Origin of the sequence: Caballeronia sp. SL2Y3 (genome assembly GCF_022879575.1) — a bacterium.
Classification (GTDB): Bacteria; Pseudomonadota; Gammaproteobacteria; order Burkholderiales; family Burkholderiaceae; genus Caballeronia.
The window spans coordinates 632,136-651,618 of sequence record NZ_CP084260.1 but is presented as its reverse complement, the minus strand read 5'-3'; the positions used below and the strand labels follow the sequence as shown (position 1 = coordinate 651,618).

The window sequence follows — 19,483 nt, the reverse complement described above, 5'->3', positions numbered from 1 at the left end:
CCGCTAGCGCACAGCGCGATAGCGGTCCACGAGCAGCTTCACGCGCGAAACGTACGCCTGCGTCTCGGCATAGGGCGGCACGCCGTCATGACGCGCAACCGCGCCTTCGCCGCTGTTGTAGGCCGCGAGCGCAAGGTCGACGTCGCCGCCGAAGCGCCGCAGAAGCCACGCGAGATAGCGCACGCCGCCGCGGATGTTCTGCGCGGCGTCGAACGGATCGCCCACGTCGAAGCGCGCTGCCGTCGCGGGCATCAACTGCATGAGACCCTGCGCGCCCTTGCCCGAGATAGCGTCGGCGCGGTATCCCGATTCGGCGTGAATCACGGCTCGCACCAGCGCGCGATCCACGCCGAACGATGCCGCCGCCGCGTCGATCTCGCGTTGGTATGAACGCGTGTCGAGCGAGAGCGCGGCGACGTTCACGTCCGCGGCGGGCTCGCACAGATTGCACGTTTCGATGTAGTGCAGCTCGATCACCGACACGCTCGCTGCGACGCCTTGCGGCTTGCGCGTGAGATAGTGCCGCACGCCGTCCTCGACGTAGCTGTAGATGCGCGTCGTGGCTTCGCGCCGCCGCAACGCGACGGGGCGCGGCATGGCGGGCGCGGACGCAGACGCGCTGGTCGCGGGCAACGCCTGTTGCCGCCAGTTCATCGGCACACGGCTGCATCGCGCATGTTCGATGCGCTCGCTGACATAGCTCACCGTGTTGTCGTCGGACTCGCAGCGCAGCATGGTCGCCGCGTGCGCGTGACAGGCGCACAGCGCGCACGCGAAGAGACACGCTCGCATCGTGCCGCGCGCTGTTTCAAGCACGGCGTTGTGATGCGCGCGCTTTTGTGCTTCCATGAATGGACGTCCCGTCATCATCGCCAGGCCGCCATGAGCACCCTTCCTCGCTTCGATGCCGCATGGAAAACGTGGCTCGATGAGAACATCGTTCGCGGATGCACGCATCAATCGCTGATCGACGCCATGATCGCCGCGGACTTTCATCCGAACACCGCGCGGCTGATTCTCGCGCGTCACCTGGCGGGCGAAGCGTTCGACGAGTCCGCTACGGCGCAAGCCGCCGATGCCTCCGAATACGTCTACGGCACGCCGATGCTGCCGCCCGGCGCGTGCTCACCGCGAGCGACTGTGAAGCGCCCAAGCTCTTCAGTTGCGGCCAGCCCGTCGTCGCGCTGCTCGCCGATGTCCTCACGCACGGCGAATGCGACCGGCTTATCGAAATCGGCCGCGCGCGCGTGCAGCGCTCGTCGGTCGTCGATCCGGATTCGGGCAACGAGATCACCATCACCGAACGCCAAAGCGAAGGCGCGTTCGTCGATGCGTCGACGGATGCGCTCGTCGGCACGATCGACCGGCGACTCGCCGAACTGTTCCGGCAGCCCGTCGAAAACGGTGAGGATCTGCATATCCTTCGTTATGGCGTGGGCGGCGAATATCGTCCGCATTTCGATTATTTCCCCGAGGAGCAGGCGGGCAGCCGGCATCACATGCAGCGCGGCGGACAGCGGGTGGCGACCGTCATCCTCTATCTCAACGAAGTCGCGCGCGGCGGCGACACGACTTTTCCGGCCGCCGGACTCGCCATCCATCCGCGGCGCGGCTGCGCGCTCTACTTCGAGTATGTGAACGAACTCGGCCAGAGCGATCCGAGAACGCTGCATGCCGGCACGCCCGTCGAAGAAGGCGAAAAGTGGATCGCGACGAAGTGGATCCGACGCGGACGCTTTCGCGCGGAGCAGTGAACGCATCGCGCGAAGCGCTTCGTCTCGCGCGATGCGCGGCTCACGACTACTTGCACGGCCCGATCTTTTCCCACGCGCCGTCGGAGTTCGTCGCCGGATCGACATTCGCCGACCACCACTTGTTGCGATAGTTCATGCCGTTGTAGCTCACGTTCGTGCCGGCGGTCGCGTAGGTCTTGCTCGCACTCCACGGCGCCGCGCACGCCAGCGACGTTTGCCCCGAGCATGTACCCAGGTCTTGCCACGCCTTGTCGCTGCCGGAGTTGGTCACCGGATTGTCGCTGTTCTCCCAGCGTGCGCTGTAGTTGTGTCCGTTCGCCGAGACCTGCTCCTTCGACTTGTAGATGGTGCCCGCCTGCCACGGCACCGCACACGTGCCGCCGGTAGCTGGCGATGGTGCGGGTGCGGGTGCGGGTGCGGGTGCGGGTGCGGGTGCGGGTGCGGGCGTCGGAGTCGGTGCAGGCGCGGGAGCCGGAGCAGGCGTTGGCGCAGGCGCAGGCGTCGGCGTCGGCGTCGGCGTCGGCGTCGTCGAGCCGGTGTAGTCCACCATGAAGTTGTAGTCCGTCGGGCCATCGACATAAATGCGGTTCGCCGACGGCTCCTTCTGCGGCACGATATTGCCGTTGTTGTCGATCAGGCCGATATGCACGCGCCTCGACTGAGCGTTGATGGTCGTCGCCATCGCGTACATCCAGTCGGCGGCGTTCGTGGTCTGCGCCGTCACGATGTAGCTGATCGATTCGAGATCGTGGCCGTCCGGGTCGAATACGCGCAACGTGATCTTCATGCCGGCAGGCTGGTTCTGCGCGGTCGTCGGCACCGGTCGCAGTTCGCGCCACGTCGACTTGACCGCGTTGATGACCACGTCCGTACACGCGTAGAAAGCCTCGGCGCTGTCGTTGCGCTGCCAGATCACATAGATGATGCGCTTGCCCGTCTTGCCCGCCGGGAGTTTGCACTGCATCTTGTAGCGTCCGTTATCCAGCGTGACGTTGTTGATCTCGCAAAACGGCGCGCTGTCGAGATCGGACCATTTCAGCGGCTGGTTGAAATCGTAGTTGTCGTTCGTCATGTAGAACTGGAAGTATCGCGTGACGTGCGGCGCGGTCGCATTCCAGACAAACGTGAAGTTGCCGCTGAGATCGGCGGAAATTGAAGTCGCCGGCCAGTCGTTGCGACCGAGATCGAGCCCGTAGTAATTCGTCTTGCCGCCGCTGCACAGATGCCCGTCCGGCACGAACGCCTTGTGATCGCCGTTGGGCAACTGGTTGACGCCCGCCCAGTCATACAGGAACGCCGGCCCCGCGACGGCCACCGCCGCCTGGCACGCGGCCGACTTCGGATTTTCAGGCCCTTCGAGATAGCACGAATACACACGGCTCAACGGGGTCTCGAGCGTTCCGTGCGCCGATACGGCACATGGAACCGCAAGGGGAACCAGCACCAAAAAGACGTTGCGCCTGGCTGCGAGCATGAATGCCTCCGTTTTTGTCGTCTATGTGCGAGGTTTCTGGAACAGGTGTCGAGACCGTTTCGGCGCCGCAACCATCGTCACGTTTACTTCGAATACCTAACTATCACTTGAAGCAAGCGTCGGCTGACCTTCATTCTAGTAGGCGGCGCCAGAAGCGGTTAGCACGAAGACGTCAAGGCACATCGTGATCGACTCGCGCGGCGCATCAGTCGCGCGGCATCCGCGCCTGGCCGCACCTTGCGAACGAAGCGCGTCGAGCCGATCGTTCAATGTTCCGATACGGCGGCATGCTGACTTAGAATGCAGGACGCGCAACGTCTCGTCGCGACGTATCACGTCGTATTGCGTCGTATCGCGCCGCACGCCATTCATTCCGAAAGCAGACCCGAAACATGATCATTCGCCCGAAGCTGCACTGGTTCCGCATGCTGTTCGTCTGGCGCGGCTCCGTGCTGCCGCAACTGTTGCCGCGGCTCGGGCTGATCTTCGCGCTGTCGGTCGCGGCGATCTTCATGCACGACCACATGCGGCACTATCCGATCGGGCTCGGCACGCCGCCGTTCGCGCTCGTCGGCATTGCGCTCGCGGTGTTCCTGGGCTTTCGCAACAGCGCGAGCTACGACCGCTGGTGGGAGGGACGCAAGCTCTGGGGCTCGCTCGTCATCACGGCGCGTTCGCTTGCGCGCCAGGCGTTGTCGATGCCGCATCCGCGTGATTCCGTCGACACGCGGCGCTTTCTCGCGGCGATAGGCGGACTGGCGCATGCGTTGCGGCATCAGTTGCGCGGCACCGACGCGACGAGCGATCTCGCGCCGCGCCTGCCGCCCGAACTGCATGCGCGCGTAGCCGCCGCGCAGTACAAGCCCGCGCTGATCTTGCTGTGGCTCGGCGAATGGGTCGCGGCGAGAAAGCGCGAAGGCGCGCTCGACGGCTACGCGATGCTCGCCATCGACGCGAACCTGAACGCGTTGTCGAACGTGGTCGGCGGCTGCGAGCGGCTCACCTCGACGCCGCTGCCCTTCTCGTACTCGGTGATGATTCACCGCACGATTTATCTGTTCTGCGTGCTGCTGCCCTTCGGTCTTGTCGATGGCGCGGGCCTGTTGACGCCGCTCTTCGCGTTGCTGGTGGCGTATGCGTTCATGGCGCTTGAGGCGATTGCGGCGCAGATCGAAGACCCGTTTGGGCTGGAAGAGAATGACCTCGCGCTGAATGCGATCTGTGCGACGCTCGAAGCGGCGCTGCACGATATGGCGGCGGACCCGGCGTTCGAACCGGCGCCGCCCGTATCGCGCGATCCATCGCGCAGATTCATCGTCGATTAGCGGCGGCGGATGGTGCAGTCACGATTCGGGCGGTGAGATCGTCGAGCGCTCTGCTATCGAAAAGATCGATGCATTTCTTCGTTCCGAACGACGAGTGAACCGCGCCCGAGTAACGCCGGTTCGCGTACTCGGTCGCGAGCTTGTCCACAGCGAGGTATGCGTCAGCCGGGACACTGCCAGCTTCGAGATAGCTACTCGCGGTAGCGTTCGCGTCGTCCCTCGCCGGTGAGCCGGGATAGACCTTCGCGAGGCAACGGCTCAGTGCCCATCGCTTCAAGAGCGCCTGTTGCTTCTCAGTCACTGACGCCGGGGAGGCGAGTGCAAGCTGGCCGAGCGCCAAGAGCATGACACCTGCGACGAACAGGCGCATCAATGCAACTCCCACAGCGATGCCGTATCGGGAATGAACGTGCCGTTGTCCGGATTCTGAAGCAGGTGGCAGGAATCCGAACATGCAGCCCCGTTCCAAAGGGTGACGTGCCCTCGCGCATCCTTCCCGCCGTGTCCGCGTACGACAAGAATGCCTCGCTGACCCCGGAAGTCTGTTTCCTTCGGAGACTTCACTGTTTGATCGGGCCTTCCGAACTCGCGTTCAAGGTAGGCCATCATGTCGTTAACCCGGAACAGGTACTGCTTTCCGTCAGCGCCCGATACAGTCGCATAGCCTGCTTCCTTCTCGACGGGAAAACCGGTGCTGTTCAGCACGTAGCTCATTCTTATCGGACATGCGTTCTGGAAGATACCTGACTTGATGTTATCGTCGACGCGACCGCCGATCAATTTCCCGACATCCGCCACGCTCATGCGTACCCGGGTGAATGCGAGCCATGCGCTCCCGAATGCTGGCCTGCCGCTCATGATGACCTCGCTGCTTTGCTATCGATCGGACAGCATGGTCGTGAACAGCTTGAACGAACACACGATTTGTCCTATTTGCAGCTGAGGCAAATTGATCTCCGAATGTCAAAAGCGATCGCTCGCGCCGCGCCCTAGTTTGAATCGTTCATAATGGCGCGCGTTTCACCTTGGAGATTCGAATGAAACTGTTCTACAAAGCCGGCGCCTGCTCGCTTGCCTCGCATATCGTCCTCGAAGAATCCGGTCTGCCCTACGAGATCGAAGCCGTCGACCTGAAGACGAAAGTCACCGCAAGCGGCGCCGATTTCATGGCGATCAACCCGAAGGGCTACGTGCCCGCGCTTCAGCTCGATGACGGCAACGTGCTGACCGAAGGTCCGGCCATCATGCAGTACATCGCGGATCAGGTGCCGGGCAAGCACCTCGCGCCGCTCGCCGACGCGATGTCGCGCTATCGGCTGCAAGGCTGGCTGACGTTCATCGGCACGGAACTGCACAAGAACTTCTCGCCGTTCTTCAACCCGGCCGCGACGAGCGAGTGGAAAGCCGCCGCGATGGCCAATCTGGAGCGCCGTCTCGCGTACGTGGCGAAGCATATCGACGACAAACAGTATCTGCTCGGCAATGAATACAGCATCGGCGACGCGTATCTCTTCACCGTGCTCGGCTGGGCGTCGTTCATCGACCTCGATCTGAACAAGTGGCCGGCGTTGACCGCGTATCAGGCGCGCGTCGCGGCGCGTCCGGCGGTGCAGGCGGCGATGAAGGCAGAAGGCCTGATCTAAGCGATCCGCGCTTGCCCCGAACGACAAACGGCCCTTCGATGAAGGGCCGTTCGTTTTTAGAGCCGGGAATCAGAACGAAATCAATCGCGCACGCAATCGACGAAATACTCGATGCGCCCGTTGATCATCTCACCGACGAGCCCGTGGATATCCGTGTGGAAGCCCGGGAAGCGCTCGTTGAACTCGCGCGCGAAGCGCAAATAATCGACGATCGTGCGGTTAAAACGCTCCCCCGGAATCAGCAAAGGAATGCCCGGCGGATACGGCGTCAGCAGAATGCTCGTCACGCGCCCTTCGAGTTCGTCGATCGGCACGCGGTCGATCTCGCGGTGCACGAGCTTCGCATACGCTTCCGACGGTTTCATCGCGGGCTCCATGCTCGACAGATACATCTCGGTCGTGAGCCGCGCGATGTCGTTCGCGCGATAGACGCTGTGGATCTGCTCGCACAGATCGCGCAGCCCGATGCGCTCGTACGACGGATGCTGCGCGATGAATTCCGGCAGCACGCGCCACAACGGCTGATTGTTGTCGTAGTCGTCCTTGAACTGCTGAAGCTCGGTGACCATCGAGTTCCAGCGGCCCTTCGTGATGCCGATCGTGAACATGATGAAGAACGAATAAAGCCCGGTCTTCTCCACGATGATGCCGTGCTCGGCCAGATACTTCGTCACGATGGCGGCCGGAATGCCCGTCTCGCCGAACTCGCCGTCCACGTCGAGGCCCGGCGTGATGATCGTCGCCTTGATCGGGTCGAGCATGTTGAAGTTCTCGGCGAGCGCGCCGAAACCGTGCCAGCGGTCGTTCGGCTTCAGCATCCACTCCTCGCGGTCGCCGATGCCCTCTTCGGCCAGCGCGTCCGGGCCCCAGACCTTGAAGAACCAGTCGTCGCCGTATTCGGCATCGACCTTGCGCATCGCGCGGCGGAAGTCGAGCGCCTCGGCAATCGACTCTTCCACGAGCGCCGGGCCGCCCGGCGCTTCCATCATAGCGGCGGCCACGTCGCACGACGCGATGATCGCGTATTGCGGCGACGTCGACGTGTGCATCAGATACGCCTCGTTGAAACGATGGCGGTCGAACGTGCTGTTCTCGCTGTCCTGCACGAGGATTTGCGATGCCTGCGAAATGCCGGCGAGCAGCTTGTGCGTGGAGTGCGTCGCGAACACGAGCGCGCCGGTGCGCGGGCGGCCCGCGCCGATCGCGTGCATGTCCTGATAGAACGAGTGGAACTCGGCGTGCGGCAGCCAGGCTTCGTCGAAATGCAGCGTGTCGAGCATGTCGCCGAGCAGGTCCTTGATCATCTCGACGTTATAGACCACGCCGTCGTACGTGCTCTGCGTGATGGTCAAAATGCGCGGCTTGACCTTCGGGTTCTTCGCGAGCGCCTCGCGTGCGAACGGATTCGCTTCGATCTTGCGGCGGATGTTCTCGGGCTTGAACTCGTCGCGCGGAATCGGCCCGATGATGCCGAAGTGATTGCGCGTCGGCGTGAGGAACACGGGAATCGCACCCGTCATCGTGATGGCGTGCAGAATCGACTTATGGCAGTTGCGGTCCACGAGCACGATATCGCCCGGCGCGACGGTCGCGTGCCACACGATCTTGTTCGAGGTCGACGTTCCGTTGGTCACGAAAAAGAGATGATCCGCGCCGAAGATGCGCGCCGCGTTGCGCTCCGAGGCCGCGACCGGGCCAGTGTGATCGAGCAGCTGGCCGAGTTCCTCCACCGCGTTGCACACGTCCGCGCGCAGCATGTTCTCGCCGAAGAACTGGTGGAACATTTGCCCGAGCGGGTTCTTCAGGAACGCGACGCCGCCCGAGTGGCCCGGACAGTGCCACGAATACGAGCCTTCGTCCGCGTACTGCACGAGTTCCTTGAAGAACGGCGGCGCGAGCGCATCGAGATAGACCTTCGCTTCGCGAATGACGTGGCGCGCGACGAACTCCGGCGTGTCCTCGAACATGTGAATGAAGCCGTGCAGTTCGCGCAGGATGTCGTTCGGCAAGTGCCGCGAGGTGCGCGTTTCGCCGTACAGGAAGATGGGGATGTCGGCGTTGCGGCGGCGCACGGCGTTGATGAACGCGCGCAACGCGACGATGGCCGACGCCAGCTCGGGCGTGTCGCCTTCCACGACGACATTGTCGGCGTAAGGCAGCAGTTCGTCGTCGTCGATCGACAAGATGAAGCACGACGCGCGGCTCGACTGCTGCGCGAAGGCGGCGAGATCGCCGTAGCTCGTGAGACCGAGCACTTCGGCGCCTTCGCCCTCGATCGCCTCGGCCAGCGCGCGAATGCCGGAACCCGAGATGTTCTCGGAGCGAAAGTCTTCGTCGATGATGACGACGGGGAAGCGGAACTTCATGAGGCGAATCTCCAAATGGAACGACCGCTGCCCGAGACTTTTTCCCGGAGCCAGCGGTCCTTCGACAAGCGCGTGCCGTGTGCGGTTCTAGGGACGCAAAGCGATCAGGTTTTCGGCAGCGTCACGCCGTGCTGCCCTTGATACTTGCCGCCGCGGTCGGCGTAGGACGTCTCGCAGATCTCGTCGCTTTCGAAGAAGAGAACCTGCGCGACGCCTTCGTTCGCGTAGATTTTGGCGGGCAATGGTGTCGTATTCGAGAATTCGAGCGTCACATAGCCTTCCCACTCCGGCTCGAACGGCGTGACGTTCACGATGATCCCGCAGCGCGCGTAAGTCGACTTGCCGAGACACACGGTCAGGCACGAGCGCGGAATGCGGAAATATTCGACGGTGCGCGCGAGCGCGAAGGAATTCGGCGGAATGATGCAGACATCGCCCTTGAAGTCCACGAACGATTTCTCGTCGAACGCCTTCGGATCGACGATGGTCGAGTTGATGTTCGTGAAGATCTTGAATTCGTCAGCGACGCGAATGTCGTAGCCATAGCTCGACGTGCCGTAACTCACGATCTTGCGGCCGTCCTCGGCCACGCGCACCTGATCGCGCACGAACGGCTCGATCATCTTGTGCTCTTCGGCCATGCGCCGAATCCACTTGTCGGACTTGATGCTCATAGGGGACGTACCCAACGTTGCGGCGTGAAGTCGCGCAGAGGGCGAGACTGCAGGCCTGCGGTGAAACGGCGCATGGCCGCGTGCGGCCAGACGAAAATGGAAGCGCGTATTTTACGCGGAACGACGCCCGCCGCGAGATCGGCCGTTCGGACGATGCCGTTATCGCCGGATGACGCCGCACGCAAGCGTCGGACCCACGTTGTGCGGGCTCATCGCGTAGGGGTCGGCCGCTTCGCGGTGCAGCATGATCGCGCGTGAGATGACCGAGCGCACGCCGTCGAGCGACACGTCCGTCGCCACGATAAAGCCGGTGGCCGCTCCGGTGGCGTCCGCGTGGATATTGCCGAGTTCGCCTTCGAGCCGGCTGCCGGCACGCCCGCGGTCCGAGGGCAGCGCGAAGACCGGGCTCGCGTCGCCGTTCACCGCGATGCAGTCGCCGCGTTCGTGAACTTGCAGCGCGTGGTCGCTGTTGGGCGGCATATCGACGAGGTTGTACGAAATCTGTACGCCGTCGGCGCGCTCGATCAGCGTCACGGTGCCGCGCGCCGTGTTGCCGGGCGTGGGCGTGAGCGTAGCGTCCGCCCGTTTCTCGTGATTCTGGAAGATGATGCCGCAGCCGCCGAGCAGCACGCTGCACACCGCCGCGGCCACGGCGAACAAGGCGAACCAGGCGAAGCGCGTCCGCCCGTTGACTCTGTCTCTCATGCGATCCTCTCGGCGGCCCGCCGACACCCGTTGCGTCGACGCTGCCGCGTCTCGAAGGCGACATGATACCGCGAGCCGCGCCGCACAAGGCTCGCGCGAGAGGGCCGCTTTGCCGCGGATCAGGTGTTCTGCACGACGATGCTCGGGAACTTCGAGGTCATGTCGCGCTGACGCTCGGCAACCGAAATCGCGACGCGCCGCGCAATCGCGCGATACGTCTCCGCAATCCTGCTTTCCGGCTGCGATACGACCGTCGGCTGGCCGGCGTCGGTGCGCTCGCGGATCGAGATGTCGAGCGGCAAGGAGCCGAGAATCTGCACGCCGTATTCCTTCGCCATGCGCTCGCCGCCGCCCGCGCCGAAGATATGCTCCTCGTGGCCGCAGTTCGAGCAGATATGCGTGCTCATGTTCTCGACGATGCCGAGAATCGGAATGCCGACCTTCTCGAACATCTTCAGGCCCTTCTTCGCGTCGAGCAGCGCGATGTCCTGCGGCGTCGTCACGATCACCGCGCCCGTCACCGGCACCTTCTGCGACAGCGTGAGCTGGATGTCGCCCGTGCCCGGCGGCATGTCGACGACGAGGTAATCGAGATCCTTCCAGTTGGTCTGGCGCAGCAGTTGTTCGAGCGCGGACGTGACCATCGGGCCGCGCCACACCATCGGGTTATCCTGCTCGATCAGAAAGCCGATCGAGTTCGCCTGAATGCCGTGGCCGGTCAGCGGATTCATCGACTGATTGTCGGGCGATTCGGGCCGGCCGGAAATGCCGAGCATCATCGGCAGCGAGGGGCCGTAGATGTCGGCGTCGAGCATGCCGACCGATGCGCCTTCCGCCGCCAGCGCGAGCGCGAGGTTCGCGGCGGTCGTGCTCTTGCCGACGCCGCCCTTGCCCGACGCCACCGCGATGATGTTCTTGACGTTCGGCAAGAGCTTCACGCCGCGCTGCACTGCATGCGCGACCACTTGCGAAGAAACGTCGACGGCGGTATCGGTGACGCCTGGCACCTGACGCAGCGCGTCCTCGACGAGTTTGCCGATCAACGCGAACTGCGTCCTGGCCGGATAGCCCAGCACGACGCTCACCGAAACCTTGCCGCCTTCGACCGATACGTTGCGGATGCTCTTGGTGTCAACAAACTTGCGGTTGGTGTTGGGATCGGTCAGGTTAGCGAGTGCGGTGTCAATCTGTGCGCGGTCAATGCTCATTGATACTCCGTGGAACGAGGGTTGCTGCCGTGCGTCGCCGTGCAACAAACTGAGGAATTTGCAAGTAATTGTTAGCGCCGTTGCGCGCGACTCGGCAATCGCTGCACTATGCCGCTGCTGTCGTTTTCCGGGGACGTATCGCCGGGGAAAAACGGACGTTTCTCAATATTGTAGAGGCTCGTCCGAAAGCCCGTCCGAAGACCCTTTCGCACTGTCGGCGCGTGGGCGTCGAATCGCTTGTTGAATCAAGGAGATCAAGATGAAGATGAAGATGTTGACCCGTTTGTCCGTGTTCGCCGTCGCGGGCGCGCTCGTCGCAGGCTGCGCGTCGCAGCAAGGCACCAACGCGGCGGTCGGTACCGGCGTCGGTGCGGCCACGGGCGCGGGCATTGGCGCGATTTTCGGCGGCGGCAAGGGCGCGGCGATCGGCGCGGCCACGGGCGCGGCGGTCGGCGGCATCACCGGCTACAACTGGCAGTCCATCCGCAACAAGATTTCCGGCGACTCGAAGGGCACCGGCACGCAGGTGACCGAGCAGCAGGACGGCTCGCTGAAGGTCAACATCCCGAATTCCATCTCGTTCGATACGAACAGCTACGCGATCAAGCCGTCGTTCGACCCGGTTCTGAACTCGGTCACGCAAACGTTGCAGCAGCATCCTGAGCTGATCGCGAGCGTCGTCGGCCATACGGACAACACCGGCACGGCCGCGTACAACCAGACGCTGTCGCAGAACCGCGCGCAGAGCGTGGCGTCGTATATTTCGAGCCATGGCGTCGCGGCGCAGCGTCTGTCGGCGCAGGGCATGGGCCAGAACCAGCCGATCGCCGACAACTCGACGGAAGCCGGCCGCGCGCAGAATCGTCGCGTGGAAATCTATCTGCGCGCGACGGCGCAGCCGGGCCAGGTTCAGTAAGACCTGACTGTGAGGCGACGGGCGTGATCCGGCACCGTTTCAGAGGCGAGTGAAAAATTTTTGAAACTTGCCGGCGCGCCGCTGGTCTGTCGTTATGGTGGGTGGATGGCTGGGCCATCGCCTGCCATTCTCCTCTTGTCGTTGTTGCTCCGGGGCCCGATTGGACCCCGGTTTTTTTTGGGCGGCGTAAATCCGCCGTTTCGCGCGCAGGCCGCCCCTACGCGAGAGAAATGCTGAGGCGCTTGCCCAGCGACTTCAATGCGGCTTCAATAGCGTCGAGTTTTGACGGATGACGCGGATTCAGCAGCCGGTCCACCTGCGGCATGTGAACGTTGAGCCGACGCGCAAGCTCGGACTTTCGCACGCCTTGCCGCACCATTTCGTTAGCCAATAGAACTTTCGAGACGACGAGCGCCGGCAACGTAACGACGGCCTGCCCCTTGCGCGGCTTCGACGGAGGCGGCAATTCGCGTTTCTCATCGAAGTAAATTTCGATGGCGCTTTCGAGCGCATCCAGCGCATTCAGAAGCGCCTCCTGTTCGTCGTCGCCTACCGACACCGCTTCCGGAATGTCGGGGAACGTCACCAGGTAGCTGTTGTTGGTATCGAGCTCCAGGTTGACTGGATAAGACAACATGACTGTGTCAGCTCCCGCGTGCATGAGACTTTCTTTCACTTCAATCCCAGTTGTTTCTTGATCTGTTCGACTAGCTTGGTACCGATTTCCCTGCTTCCATGGTCGGGGAAAATCGTTGTTCTTCCATGCAAGGTCACGCGAAAACGGCTTCCTTTTGCCGGCTTGAACTCAGCTCCTTGCTGGCGCAGCCACCTTTTGAATTCGCTGTACTTCATATGCCTCCTGCAGTGCCAAAGTCACAGTACAGCGTCTCTCGCGTCGCTCGATCAACCATAGCACAACATCTGTGTTGCATTTTGTCGTGACGCGTAGCGAGCTTCGCCTGGTGGGTTGATTTGCCCGGCGCAACCCGCAGCCGCGCGTCCTGCCCGCCCGCCCTGCTAAAATCGACATTCCCCTTTTCACCCGCTTCCAGCACTCCTTCGGGCCGCGCCTCCATGTCAGCATCGTCAGCACCGATTACCGTCACCGCGTCCGCCGCTTCGGCCAACGAAGGCGGCCGCCGCCAGATTCTCGTCACGTCCGCGCTTCCGTATGCGAACGGCCAGATTCATATCGGCCACATGGTCGAGTACATTCAGACCGACATCTGGGTGCGGACGCTGCGCATGCACGGCCACGAGGTCTACTACGTCGGCGCCGACGATACGCACGGCACGCCGATCATGCTGCGCGCCGAGAAGGAAGGCATCACGCCGAAAGCGCTGATCGAGCGCGTCTGGAAGGAGCACAAGCGCGATTTCGACAGCTTCGGCATCTCGTTCGACAACTACTATTCGACCGACGCCGAAGAAAATCGCGTGCTGTGCGACTCCATCTACACCGCGCTCCAGCAAGCCGGCCTGATCGACGCACGCGACATCGAGCAAGCCTACGATCCGGTCAAGGAAATGTTCCTGCCGGACCGCTTCATCAAGGGCGAATGCCCGAAATGCGGCGCGAAAGACCAATACGGCGACAACTGCGAAGTCTGCGGCTCCACGTATCAGCCGACCGAGCTCATCAATCCGTATTCGGTGGTGTCGGGCGCGACGCCCATCCGCAAGACGTCGACGCATTACTTCTTCCGCCTGTCCGATCCGCGTTGCGAAGACTTCCTGCGCGGCTGGGTCGGCGGACTCGCGCAAGCCGAAGCGACCAACAAGATGCGCGAATGGCTCGGCGACAAGGGCGAAGCCAAGCTCGCCGACTGGGACATTTCGCGCGACGCGCCGTACTTCGGCTTCGAGATTCCCGGCGCGCCGGGCAAGTACTTCTACGTGTGGGTGGACGCCCCCGTCGGCTATTACGCGAGCTTCAAGAATCTGGCGGATCGCATCGGCGTGAATTTCGACGCCTGGGTGAAGCCCGGCTCGAAGGCCGAGCAGTATCACTTCATCGGCAAGGACATTCTGTATTTCCACACGCTGTTCTGGCCCGCGATGCTCCAGTTCTCCGGCCACCGCACGCCGACGAACGTGTTCGCGCACGGCTTTCTGACCGTGGACGGCGCGAAGATGTCGAAGTCGCGCGGCACGTTCATCACCGCGCAAAGCGTGATCGACACGGGCATCAATCCGGAGTGGCTGCGCTATTACTTCGCGGCGAAGCTCAACAGCACGATGGAAGACATCGACCTGAACCTCGACGACTTCCAGGCGCGCGTGAACAGCGATCTGGTCGGCAAGTACGTGAACATCGCGAGCCGCGCGGCGGGCTTCCTCATCAAACGCTTCGATGGCCGCGTGCAGGACAGCGCGATGCAGCATCCGCTTATCGCGCAACTGCGCGGCGCGATTCCGCAGATCGCGTCGTTCTACGAATCGCGCGAATACGGCCGCGCGCTGCGCACGACGATGGAACTCGCCGACGCCGTCAACGCATACGTGGATACGGCGAAGCCGTGGGAACAGGCGAAAGATCCCGCGAACGCCGTCGCGCTGCATGAGACGTGCAGCGTGAGCCTCGAAGCGTTCCGGCTGCTTTCGCTGGCGCTGAAGCCGGTGATGCCGAAGCTCGTCGAATCCGTGGAAGCGTTTCTCGGCATCGCGCCGCTAGCATGGGCCGATGCCGAACGCCCGCTTTCGTCCGGGAACGCGATCAACGCGTACAAGCATCTGACCACGCGCGTCGATCCGAAGCAGATCGAGGCGCTGCTCGCGGCGAATCGGGAATCGCTGCAACCGGCGGCGCCGGAAGCCGCGACCGCCGCTGCGAAACAGGAAATCAAAAAGGAAGACTCCGGCGTCATTTCCATCGACGATTTCGCGAAGGTCGATTTGCGCATCGCGAAGATCGTCGATTGCAAGGCCGTGGAAGGCTCCGACAAGCTGCTGCAACTGACGCTCGATATCGGCGAGGAGAAGACGCGCAACGTGTTTTCCGGCATCAAGTCGGCGTATCAGCCGCAGGATCTCGTGGGCAAGCTGACGGTGATGGTCGCCAATCTCGCGCCGCGCAAAATGAAGTTTGGCATGTCCGAAGGCATGGTGCTCGCCGCATCCGCCACGGACGAGAAGGCCGAACCGGGCCTCTACATTCTGGAGCCGCATAGCGGCGCGAAGCCGGGCATGCGGGTGAAGTGACGCGCGTCGGCGGAGAGATAAAGGGCACGCGAAACCGCGTGCCCTTTTGCTTTCAGCCAGACCCGGCGCTCAATCCGAATCCACCGCCGTCGCCGATGCCCCGAACGGCGCCGACACGCCCGACGCGCCCGATGCCGCCGAAGGCTGCTCCGCCGAACGCGAATCCGGCGAGCTCGACGCAAAGAGCCGCATCCACGAATTGAAGCGCCGCGTGTACGACAGATCCACGCCCTGATACGTGCCGCCATACGCGGTCACCGACCAGAAGCGCGACAGGCTCAGCGTCGCCTTGACCGCGTTGGCCGCCGACTGCAGCCCCTGCTCGTAGCCGATCACGAGCCGCTCGTTGATCGCCTTCGAAATCAGCACCACTTGCTGATCCGTCAGGCCGACTTCGCTCGATCCGATCGAGAACTCGTCGAGCCCGAAGGTCTGCGCGATGCGCTTGCCGCTCGACCCGCCGATGAGCGCGAGCGCGCTCGTCATCGCGCTTTGCTGGCCGATGTTGTTGCCCTGATCGGTGCCATGGCCGAACAGCAGCCACGAGAGCTTTTCGTTGTCCGGCACGTTCGGCTCCGAAATGAGCTTCGCCACCGGCGACTGCACCGTGCCCGTCACCTGCACGCCCGCCTCGATTTCCTGATTGCGGCGCATCGCGAGAATATTGAGGCCGGGATTGGTCACCGGGCCGTTGAACGTGAAGAAGCCGTTCTCGATGTTCAGCTTGCGGCCGAACGCCGTGTAGGTCGATCCGGGCGTCACGCGCACGTTGCCCACCGCGCGCAGCGGCATGTTCGGCGCGCTCATCGCGGTGATCGTGCCGGCAAGCCCGAGGTCGGCGCCCGCGCCCTTGAAACGGAACCGCTGCCCGAGGTCGATATCGATATTCGCGCGCGGCGTGAACGGCCCGACCGGTTTCTCCGTCGCGGCTTCGAACGATTTCGCGTTCTCGCCCTTCACCGTGCCGTCCGGACGCATGACCACGACGTCGTCGCCGAGCGCGGGCGCCGAGCTTTCCGGCAAGTCGAAGAGTCCGTGATCGACGGTGAACTTGCCGTTGATCGCCATGCCGCCCGCAAGACCCGCATTCGCGATGCTCGCGCTGCCCGAGAGCATGAGTTGCCGGTCCGGCGACGCGAAGAGTTCGAGCTTGTCCGCGATGATGCTCGCCGTCAGATCGGGCTGCTGCTGGTCGAGCCGCACCTTGCCGGTCGCGCGCAACGTGCCGCTCGCGCCGTGGAACTCCACTTGCCGGAAGTCGACGAGATTCTCCGACAGCGCAATCCGGATGATGCCGTCCTTCAACTGCACGCCCTGATCCACGACCGTCGCCGACACGTTGTCGCCCGTCAGCGAACCGGAGAGCGTCGGCTTCGCGACGATGCCCGCGATCGTCAGTTTCAGCGCGAGCCTGCCGCCGAGCAGATAGTTCGCGCCGAGCAGGCCGCCGGTCGTGCGCAGTTCGGGAATGTTCGCGTCGATGGCCCCGGTGAGCGGCGCATCGTCCGCGACGGTGAGCGCGCCGTCGCGGGTGACGAGCGTCGTGTGCGCGTTCGCGTCGATCACGCCGATGCGGCTTGCCTGCGCGTGCAGCGTCGCGTTCAGGCGATTGCCGCCAGTGAAATCCGCACGCGCGACGATATCCGAAATGCCGAGCGCCGCGACGCCGCGCGTGCCGTCGATGGTCACGTCCCCGGCGCGGCGTTTGATCTGCGCGTAGCCGGTCGCGGTCGAGCCGAGCGAGAAGTTCCAGTCGCCGTCGAAAACGAGGTCCGTGCGCAGCGACGATTCCTCGCCGGTCATCTCGCGCCGCACTTCCATCAGGCGCGGCACCGAGAGATTCGTGAGCGTGCCGGCCGATTGCATGCGCCCGTTTTCCAGCGCGAACGACTTGAGACTAAGCACCGCGCCCTCCGCGACGAGCCGCGTCGCGCCGAGCACGATGCGCTTCGGCCCGTAGCTCACCGCGAGAGGCGCTTCGAGATTCACCGACGGCGTGCCCTTGTTCGACAGCTTCGTGATGGCGCCGTCCCAGTGCGGGCCGTCGGCGGCGTCGGTGAACTTGCCGTTCGCGCCGAGCGCCAGATTCACCGCCTGACCCTGCACCTTGCCGGTCGCCGTGACCGCGAGCGTGTGCTGCATGCGCGTGCCGTTGAGATTGGCGTCGAGCGTGGCGACTTCGATGCCCGTCGTGCTCGCGTCGCGCGCCTTGAGCGTGAAGACGAGCGGGCCGTTCGCGCCGTCGCGGATATCGGCGCGGCCTTCCGCGTGGCCGAGCCGGTTCGCGCCGAACACGACGCCATCGGCCTGATAGTTCGCCGCGACATTCGGATGCGCGAGCGAGCCGGTGAGATCGCCGTCCGCCTTCACGGTGCCCGCGATGCCGAAGCCGAGCCGCTCCAGCTGCGGCGCATCGACGCGAAAGCGCAGCCGGTCGCCCGGCGCGCCGAAACTGCCGTTCAGATCGACATCGTTGCCCGCAATCGAAAGCTGCGCCGTGCTAGGCAGGATGCGCATGCCCGCCACCTGTACGGTGCCCGCGCCGGTGAGCGGCAGGTTGTCGTATGTGCTGTCGTTCAGCTTGAACGTGGCTTTTGTGGTGAGCGTCGGCGCGAGCATGCCCGAGGCGGCCAGCGTGCCGTTCACGCGGGCCTCGATCACGCGCAGCGGCGGTCCTTTCTTCGCGGCGGGCTTCGGCTGAACGAGTTGCTGCGTGAGCAGAAGCGGATTGAAGTCGATGAACTTCGCTTTCACGTCGTAGCTCGAATTCGCGTCTTTCTTCAGCGCGCCGCTCGCCTCCACGCGGCCTTTCCCGACGATCAGCTTCACGTCGTCGAGCGTGGTCGCTTTCGGATCGAGTTTCACCTTCGCCTGCGCGCGGATGGCGGCGCGCGGATCGTTCAGATCGGCGGTGACGGTTTGCGTATCGCCCGCCAGCACGACGCGCACGGGACCCGCGAAGTCCGTCGGGCGCACGCTCGGCTCGATTGCGTTCAGATCGAGCTTCGCCACGTTCAGGTCGAACTGTCCGTTGCCGCCCGACAGCGCGCCGCCGCCCGTGATCGTCGCGTTCTTCAGAAGCCGCACGTTCAGGTCCGCGATGCGCTGCGCCGACGCGTCGAGCCGCACGTTCGCCCGCGCGTCGATGAGCGGCAGCAGTTTCTTGTCGATGGAACCGGGCTTCGCGTTGACGATCGACACCGGCCCGCTCACCACGAAGGTTTTCGCGTCGGGCACCGGCTTCACTTCGGCGCGCACGGCGAGATCGGCGGCGGGCGCGCCCGCGCTGAACGCCTGCGGGTTGATGTGATCGGCGGTGACGATGGCGAGCTTGAGCGGCACGTCGGCGAAAGGCGTCGCTTCGACGTGCGCCTGCCCCGCGAGCTTCATGCCGCTCGCATTCACGTCCGCGACGAGGTCTTCGAGCGAACCCGAAAGGCGCGCGCCGACCTGCACCGTCTCGCCGCTGACCTTGCCCGCGTAGGTCACATCGCCCGTGAGCGGAAACGGCCGCGCGCCGCCGTCGAGCTTCGCGGCCGCCGTCACGGCGCCGAACGGCGTGTCGAGACGCTGCACCGTCGCCTCGTGATGCTGGCCGTCGCTGCGCCCGTTGAAGAGCAGGCGCGAGAATTCGGTGGTCGTCGTCCCCTGGTGCAGCCGCAGTTTTTCGACGCTCAGATCGCGGATCGCGAGCTGGATCGGCAGGCGCAGGTCCTTCGGCAGTTCCGTCTTCTTGCTCGGCTCGTTGGATGGCGCAATGCGCGCGTCGATGGTGCCGACATGCAGATAGTCGATGGTAAAGCGCAGCGGATCGCGCGTGAGCGACCAGCGGCCCGACACGCTGTCGACGGCGATATCGCTGCCTTTGCCGTCGAGGCTCTTCCAGTGGACATCGCGCAATTGCAGGCCCGTGGCGACCGCGCCGCCGTCCAAGTTGCCGGTGAGCCGGCCGCCGAGGAGCGAGGTCGCCGCCTGCCACAGATAGCGCGTGCCCGGCTCGGTCGTGAGCGCGAAAAACACCGTGCCGAGCGCCAGCACGACGATGATCAGGACGACGAGCACCAGCGCCGCGAGCCAGCGCAGCGCGCGCCGCCCGCCGCTGCGGCGCGGCGGCGTCTTCGGAGTTTGCGGCGCGTCGCCGCTGCCGTTGCCATTGCCGCCTGCTTGCGCGTCGGGTTCCGTCATGCGTTCGTTGTCGGGAAGATCGCTCATGGCGT

Annotated in this window: 16 protein-coding genes; 5 read left to right on the top strand and 11 right to left on the bottom strand. The window is 64.0% G+C overall.

From position 1 onward, the window contains the following. Window positions 1-3: 3 nt before the first annotated feature. Window positions 4-849: a lytic transglycosylase domain-containing protein gene (locus tag LDZ26_RS03065; protein ID WP_244848106.1), complete on the bottom strand. Its 846-nt coding sequence runs from the start codon at window positions 847-849 to the stop codon at window positions 4-6. A 272-nt stretch (window positions 850-1,121) separates the two neighbouring features. Here LDZ26_RS03065 and LDZ26_RS03060 point away from each other — a divergent pair, with 272 nt between their 5' ends. After that, window positions 1,122-1,754, top strand: a complete 633-nt coding sequence (locus tag LDZ26_RS03060; RefSeq protein ID WP_244848105.1) for a 2OG-Fe(II) oxygenase — start codon at window positions 1,122-1,124, stop codon at window positions 1,752-1,754. 46 nt (window positions 1,755-1,800) lie between these two features. Here LDZ26_RS03060 and LDZ26_RS03055 read toward each other — a convergent pair whose 3' ends face one another. Further along, window positions 1,801-3,228 (bottom strand): lytic polysaccharide monooxygenase, encoded by a 1,428-nt coding sequence (locus tag LDZ26_RS03055; RefSeq protein WP_255774850.1) that lies wholly within the window; start codon window positions 3,226-3,228, stop codon window positions 1,801-1,803. 392 nt (window positions 3,229-3,620) lie between these two features. Between LDZ26_RS03055 and LDZ26_RS03050 the strand changes: the two genes are divergently transcribed. Continuing rightward, window positions 3,621-4,553 carry a bestrophin family protein gene (locus tag LDZ26_RS03050; protein ID WP_244848104.1) on the top strand — a complete coding sequence of 311 codons (933 nt, stop codon included), beginning with the start codon at window positions 3,621-3,623 and terminating at the stop codon, window positions 4,551-4,553. Here the strand turns inward: LDZ26_RS03050 and LDZ26_RS03045 are convergent. Continuing rightward, window positions 4,540-4,923, bottom strand: a complete 384-nt coding sequence (locus tag LDZ26_RS03045) for a T6SS amidase immunity protein Tai4 family protein (protein WP_244848103.1) — start codon at window positions 4,921-4,923, stop codon at window positions 4,540-4,542. The genes LDZ26_RS03050 and LDZ26_RS03045 overlap by 14 nt on opposite strands. Then, window positions 4,923-5,411 carry a type VI secretion system amidase effector protein Tae4 gene (locus LDZ26_RS03040; protein ID WP_244848102.1) on the bottom strand — a complete coding sequence of 163 codons (489 nt, stop codon included), beginning with the start codon at window positions 5,409-5,411 and terminating at the stop codon, window positions 4,923-4,925. Before LDZ26_RS03040 ends, LDZ26_RS03045 begins: the two co-directional genes overlap by 1 nt. A gap of 179 nt (window positions 5,412-5,590) precedes the next feature. On the opposite strand from LDZ26_RS03040, the gene gstA reads away from it, so the two are divergent. Beyond that, a complete protein-coding gene (gene gstA, locus LDZ26_RS03035; RefSeq protein ID WP_244848101.1) occupies window positions 5,591-6,196 on the top strand; it encodes a glutathione transferase GstA in 606 nt (201 codons plus the stop codon). Between the two features lie 80 nt (window positions 6,197-6,276). Here gstA and LDZ26_RS03030 read toward each other — a convergent pair whose 3' ends face one another. From LDZ26_RS03030 to apbC, 4 genes are all read right to left on the bottom strand, one after another. After that, a complete protein-coding gene (locus tag LDZ26_RS03030; RefSeq protein WP_244848100.1) occupies window positions 6,277-8,562 on the bottom strand; it encodes an arginine/lysine/ornithine decarboxylase in 2,286 nt (761 codons plus the stop codon). Between the two features lie 104 nt (window positions 8,563-8,666). Next, on the bottom strand, window positions 8,667-9,236 hold the full coding sequence (gene dcd, locus LDZ26_RS03025; protein WP_014190693.1) for a dCTP deaminase: 570 nt from the start codon (window positions 9,234-9,236) through the stop codon (window positions 8,667-8,669). Between the two features lie 159 nt (window positions 9,237-9,395). Beyond that, window positions 9,396-9,941, bottom strand: coding sequence for a superoxide dismutase family protein (locus LDZ26_RS03020; protein ID WP_244848099.1), 546 nt, complete (start codon window positions 9,939-9,941; stop codon window positions 9,396-9,398). Between the two features lie 119 nt (window positions 9,942-10,060). Continuing rightward, window positions 10,061-11,149 (bottom strand): iron-sulfur cluster carrier protein ApbC, encoded by a 1,089-nt coding sequence (gene apbC, locus LDZ26_RS03015; RefSeq protein ID WP_244848098.1) that lies wholly within the window; start codon window positions 11,147-11,149, stop codon window positions 10,061-10,063. A 259-nt stretch (window positions 11,150-11,408) separates the two neighbouring features. Here apbC and LDZ26_RS03010 point away from each other — a divergent pair, with 259 nt between their 5' ends. Further along, a complete protein-coding gene (locus tag LDZ26_RS03010; protein ID WP_244848097.1) occupies window positions 11,409-12,065 on the top strand; it encodes an OmpA family protein in 657 nt (218 codons plus the stop codon). A 217-nt stretch (window positions 12,066-12,282) separates the two neighbouring features. Here the strand turns inward: LDZ26_RS03010 and LDZ26_RS03005 are convergent, their stop codons facing one another. Together LDZ26_RS03005 and LDZ26_RS03000 are read right to left on the bottom strand one after the other, a co-directional pair. After that, the gene (locus LDZ26_RS03005) at window positions 12,283-12,702 is read right to left on the bottom strand and encodes a type II toxin-antitoxin system HicB family antitoxin (protein ID WP_244848096.1); all 420 of its coding nucleotides are present in this window, start codon (window positions 12,700-12,702) and stop codon (window positions 12,283-12,285) included. 35 nt (window positions 12,703-12,737) lie between these two features. Continuing rightward, window positions 12,738-12,917: a type II toxin-antitoxin system HicA family toxin gene (locus tag LDZ26_RS03000; RefSeq protein WP_244848095.1), complete on the bottom strand. Its 180-nt coding sequence runs from the start codon at window positions 12,915-12,917 to the stop codon at window positions 12,738-12,740. Window positions 12,918-13,139: 222 nt separating this feature from the next. Between LDZ26_RS03000 and metG the strand changes: the two genes are divergently transcribed. Beyond that, on the top strand, window positions 13,140-15,266 hold the full coding sequence (gene metG / locus LDZ26_RS02995) for a methionine--tRNA ligase (RefSeq protein WP_244848094.1): 2,127 nt from the start codon (window positions 13,140-13,142) through the stop codon (window positions 15,264-15,266). Window positions 15,267-15,335: 69 nt separating this feature from the next. Here metG and LDZ26_RS02990 read toward each other — a convergent pair whose 3' ends face one another. Then, on the bottom strand, window positions 15,336-19,451 hold the full coding sequence (locus LDZ26_RS02990) for a translocation/assembly module TamB domain-containing protein (RefSeq protein ID WP_370650660.1): 4,116 nt from the start codon (window positions 19,449-19,451) through the stop codon (window positions 15,336-15,338). Window positions 19,452-19,483 lie beyond the last annotated feature (32 nt).

Coding starts and splice junctions, on each gene's coding strand:
- LDZ26_RS03010 (WP_244848097.1), top strand. CDS start 11,409: ATGAAGATGAAGATGTTGACCCGTTTGTCCGTGTTCGCCGTCGCGGGC.
- dcd (WP_014190693.1), bottom strand. CDS start 9,236: ATGAGCATCAAGTCCGACAAGTGGATTCGGCGCATGGCCGAAGAGCAC.
- apbC (WP_244848098.1), bottom strand. CDS start 11,149: ATGAGCATTGACCGCGCACAGATTGACACCGCACTCGCTAACCTGACC.
- LDZ26_RS03000 (WP_244848095.1), bottom strand. CDS start 12,917: ATGAAGTACAGCGAATTCAAAAGGTGGCTGCGCCAGCAAGGAGCTGAG.
- LDZ26_RS03065 (WP_244848106.1), bottom strand. CDS start 849: ATGGAAGCACAAAAGCGCGCGCATCACAACGCCGTGCTTGAAACAGCG.
- gstA (WP_244848101.1), top strand. CDS start 5,591: ATGAAACTGTTCTACAAAGCCGGCGCCTGCTCGCTTGCCTCGCATATC.
- LDZ26_RS03040 (WP_244848102.1), bottom strand. CDS start 5,411: ATGAGCGGCAGGCCAGCATTCGGGAGCGCATGGCTCGCATTCACCCGG.
- LDZ26_RS03005 (WP_244848096.1), bottom strand. CDS start 12,702: ATGTTGTCTTATCCAGTCAACCTGGAGCTCGATACCAACAACAGCTAC.
- LDZ26_RS03045 (WP_244848103.1), bottom strand. CDS start 4,923: ATGCGCCTGTTCGTCGCAGGTGTCATGCTCTTGGCGCTCGGCCAGCTT.
- LDZ26_RS03020 (WP_244848099.1), bottom strand. CDS start 9,941: ATGAGAGACAGAGTCAACGGGCGGACGCGCTTCGCCTGGTTCGCCTTG.
- LDZ26_RS03055 (WP_255774850.1), bottom strand. CDS start 3,228: ATGCTCGCAGCCAGGCGCAACGTCTTTTTGGTGCTGGTTCCCCTTGCG.
- metG (WP_244848094.1), top strand. CDS start 13,140: ATGTCAGCATCGTCAGCACCGATTACCGTCACCGCGTCCGCCGCTTCG.
- LDZ26_RS03030 (WP_244848100.1), bottom strand. CDS start 8,562: ATGAAGTTCCGCTTCCCCGTCGTCATCATCGACGAAGACTTTCGCTCC.
- LDZ26_RS02990 (WP_370650660.1), bottom strand. CDS start 19,451: ATGACGGAACCCGACGCGCAAGCAGGCGGCAATGGCAACGGCAGCGGC.
- LDZ26_RS03050 (WP_244848104.1), top strand. CDS start 3,621: ATGATCATTCGCCCGAAGCTGCACTGGTTCCGCATGCTGTTCGTCTGG.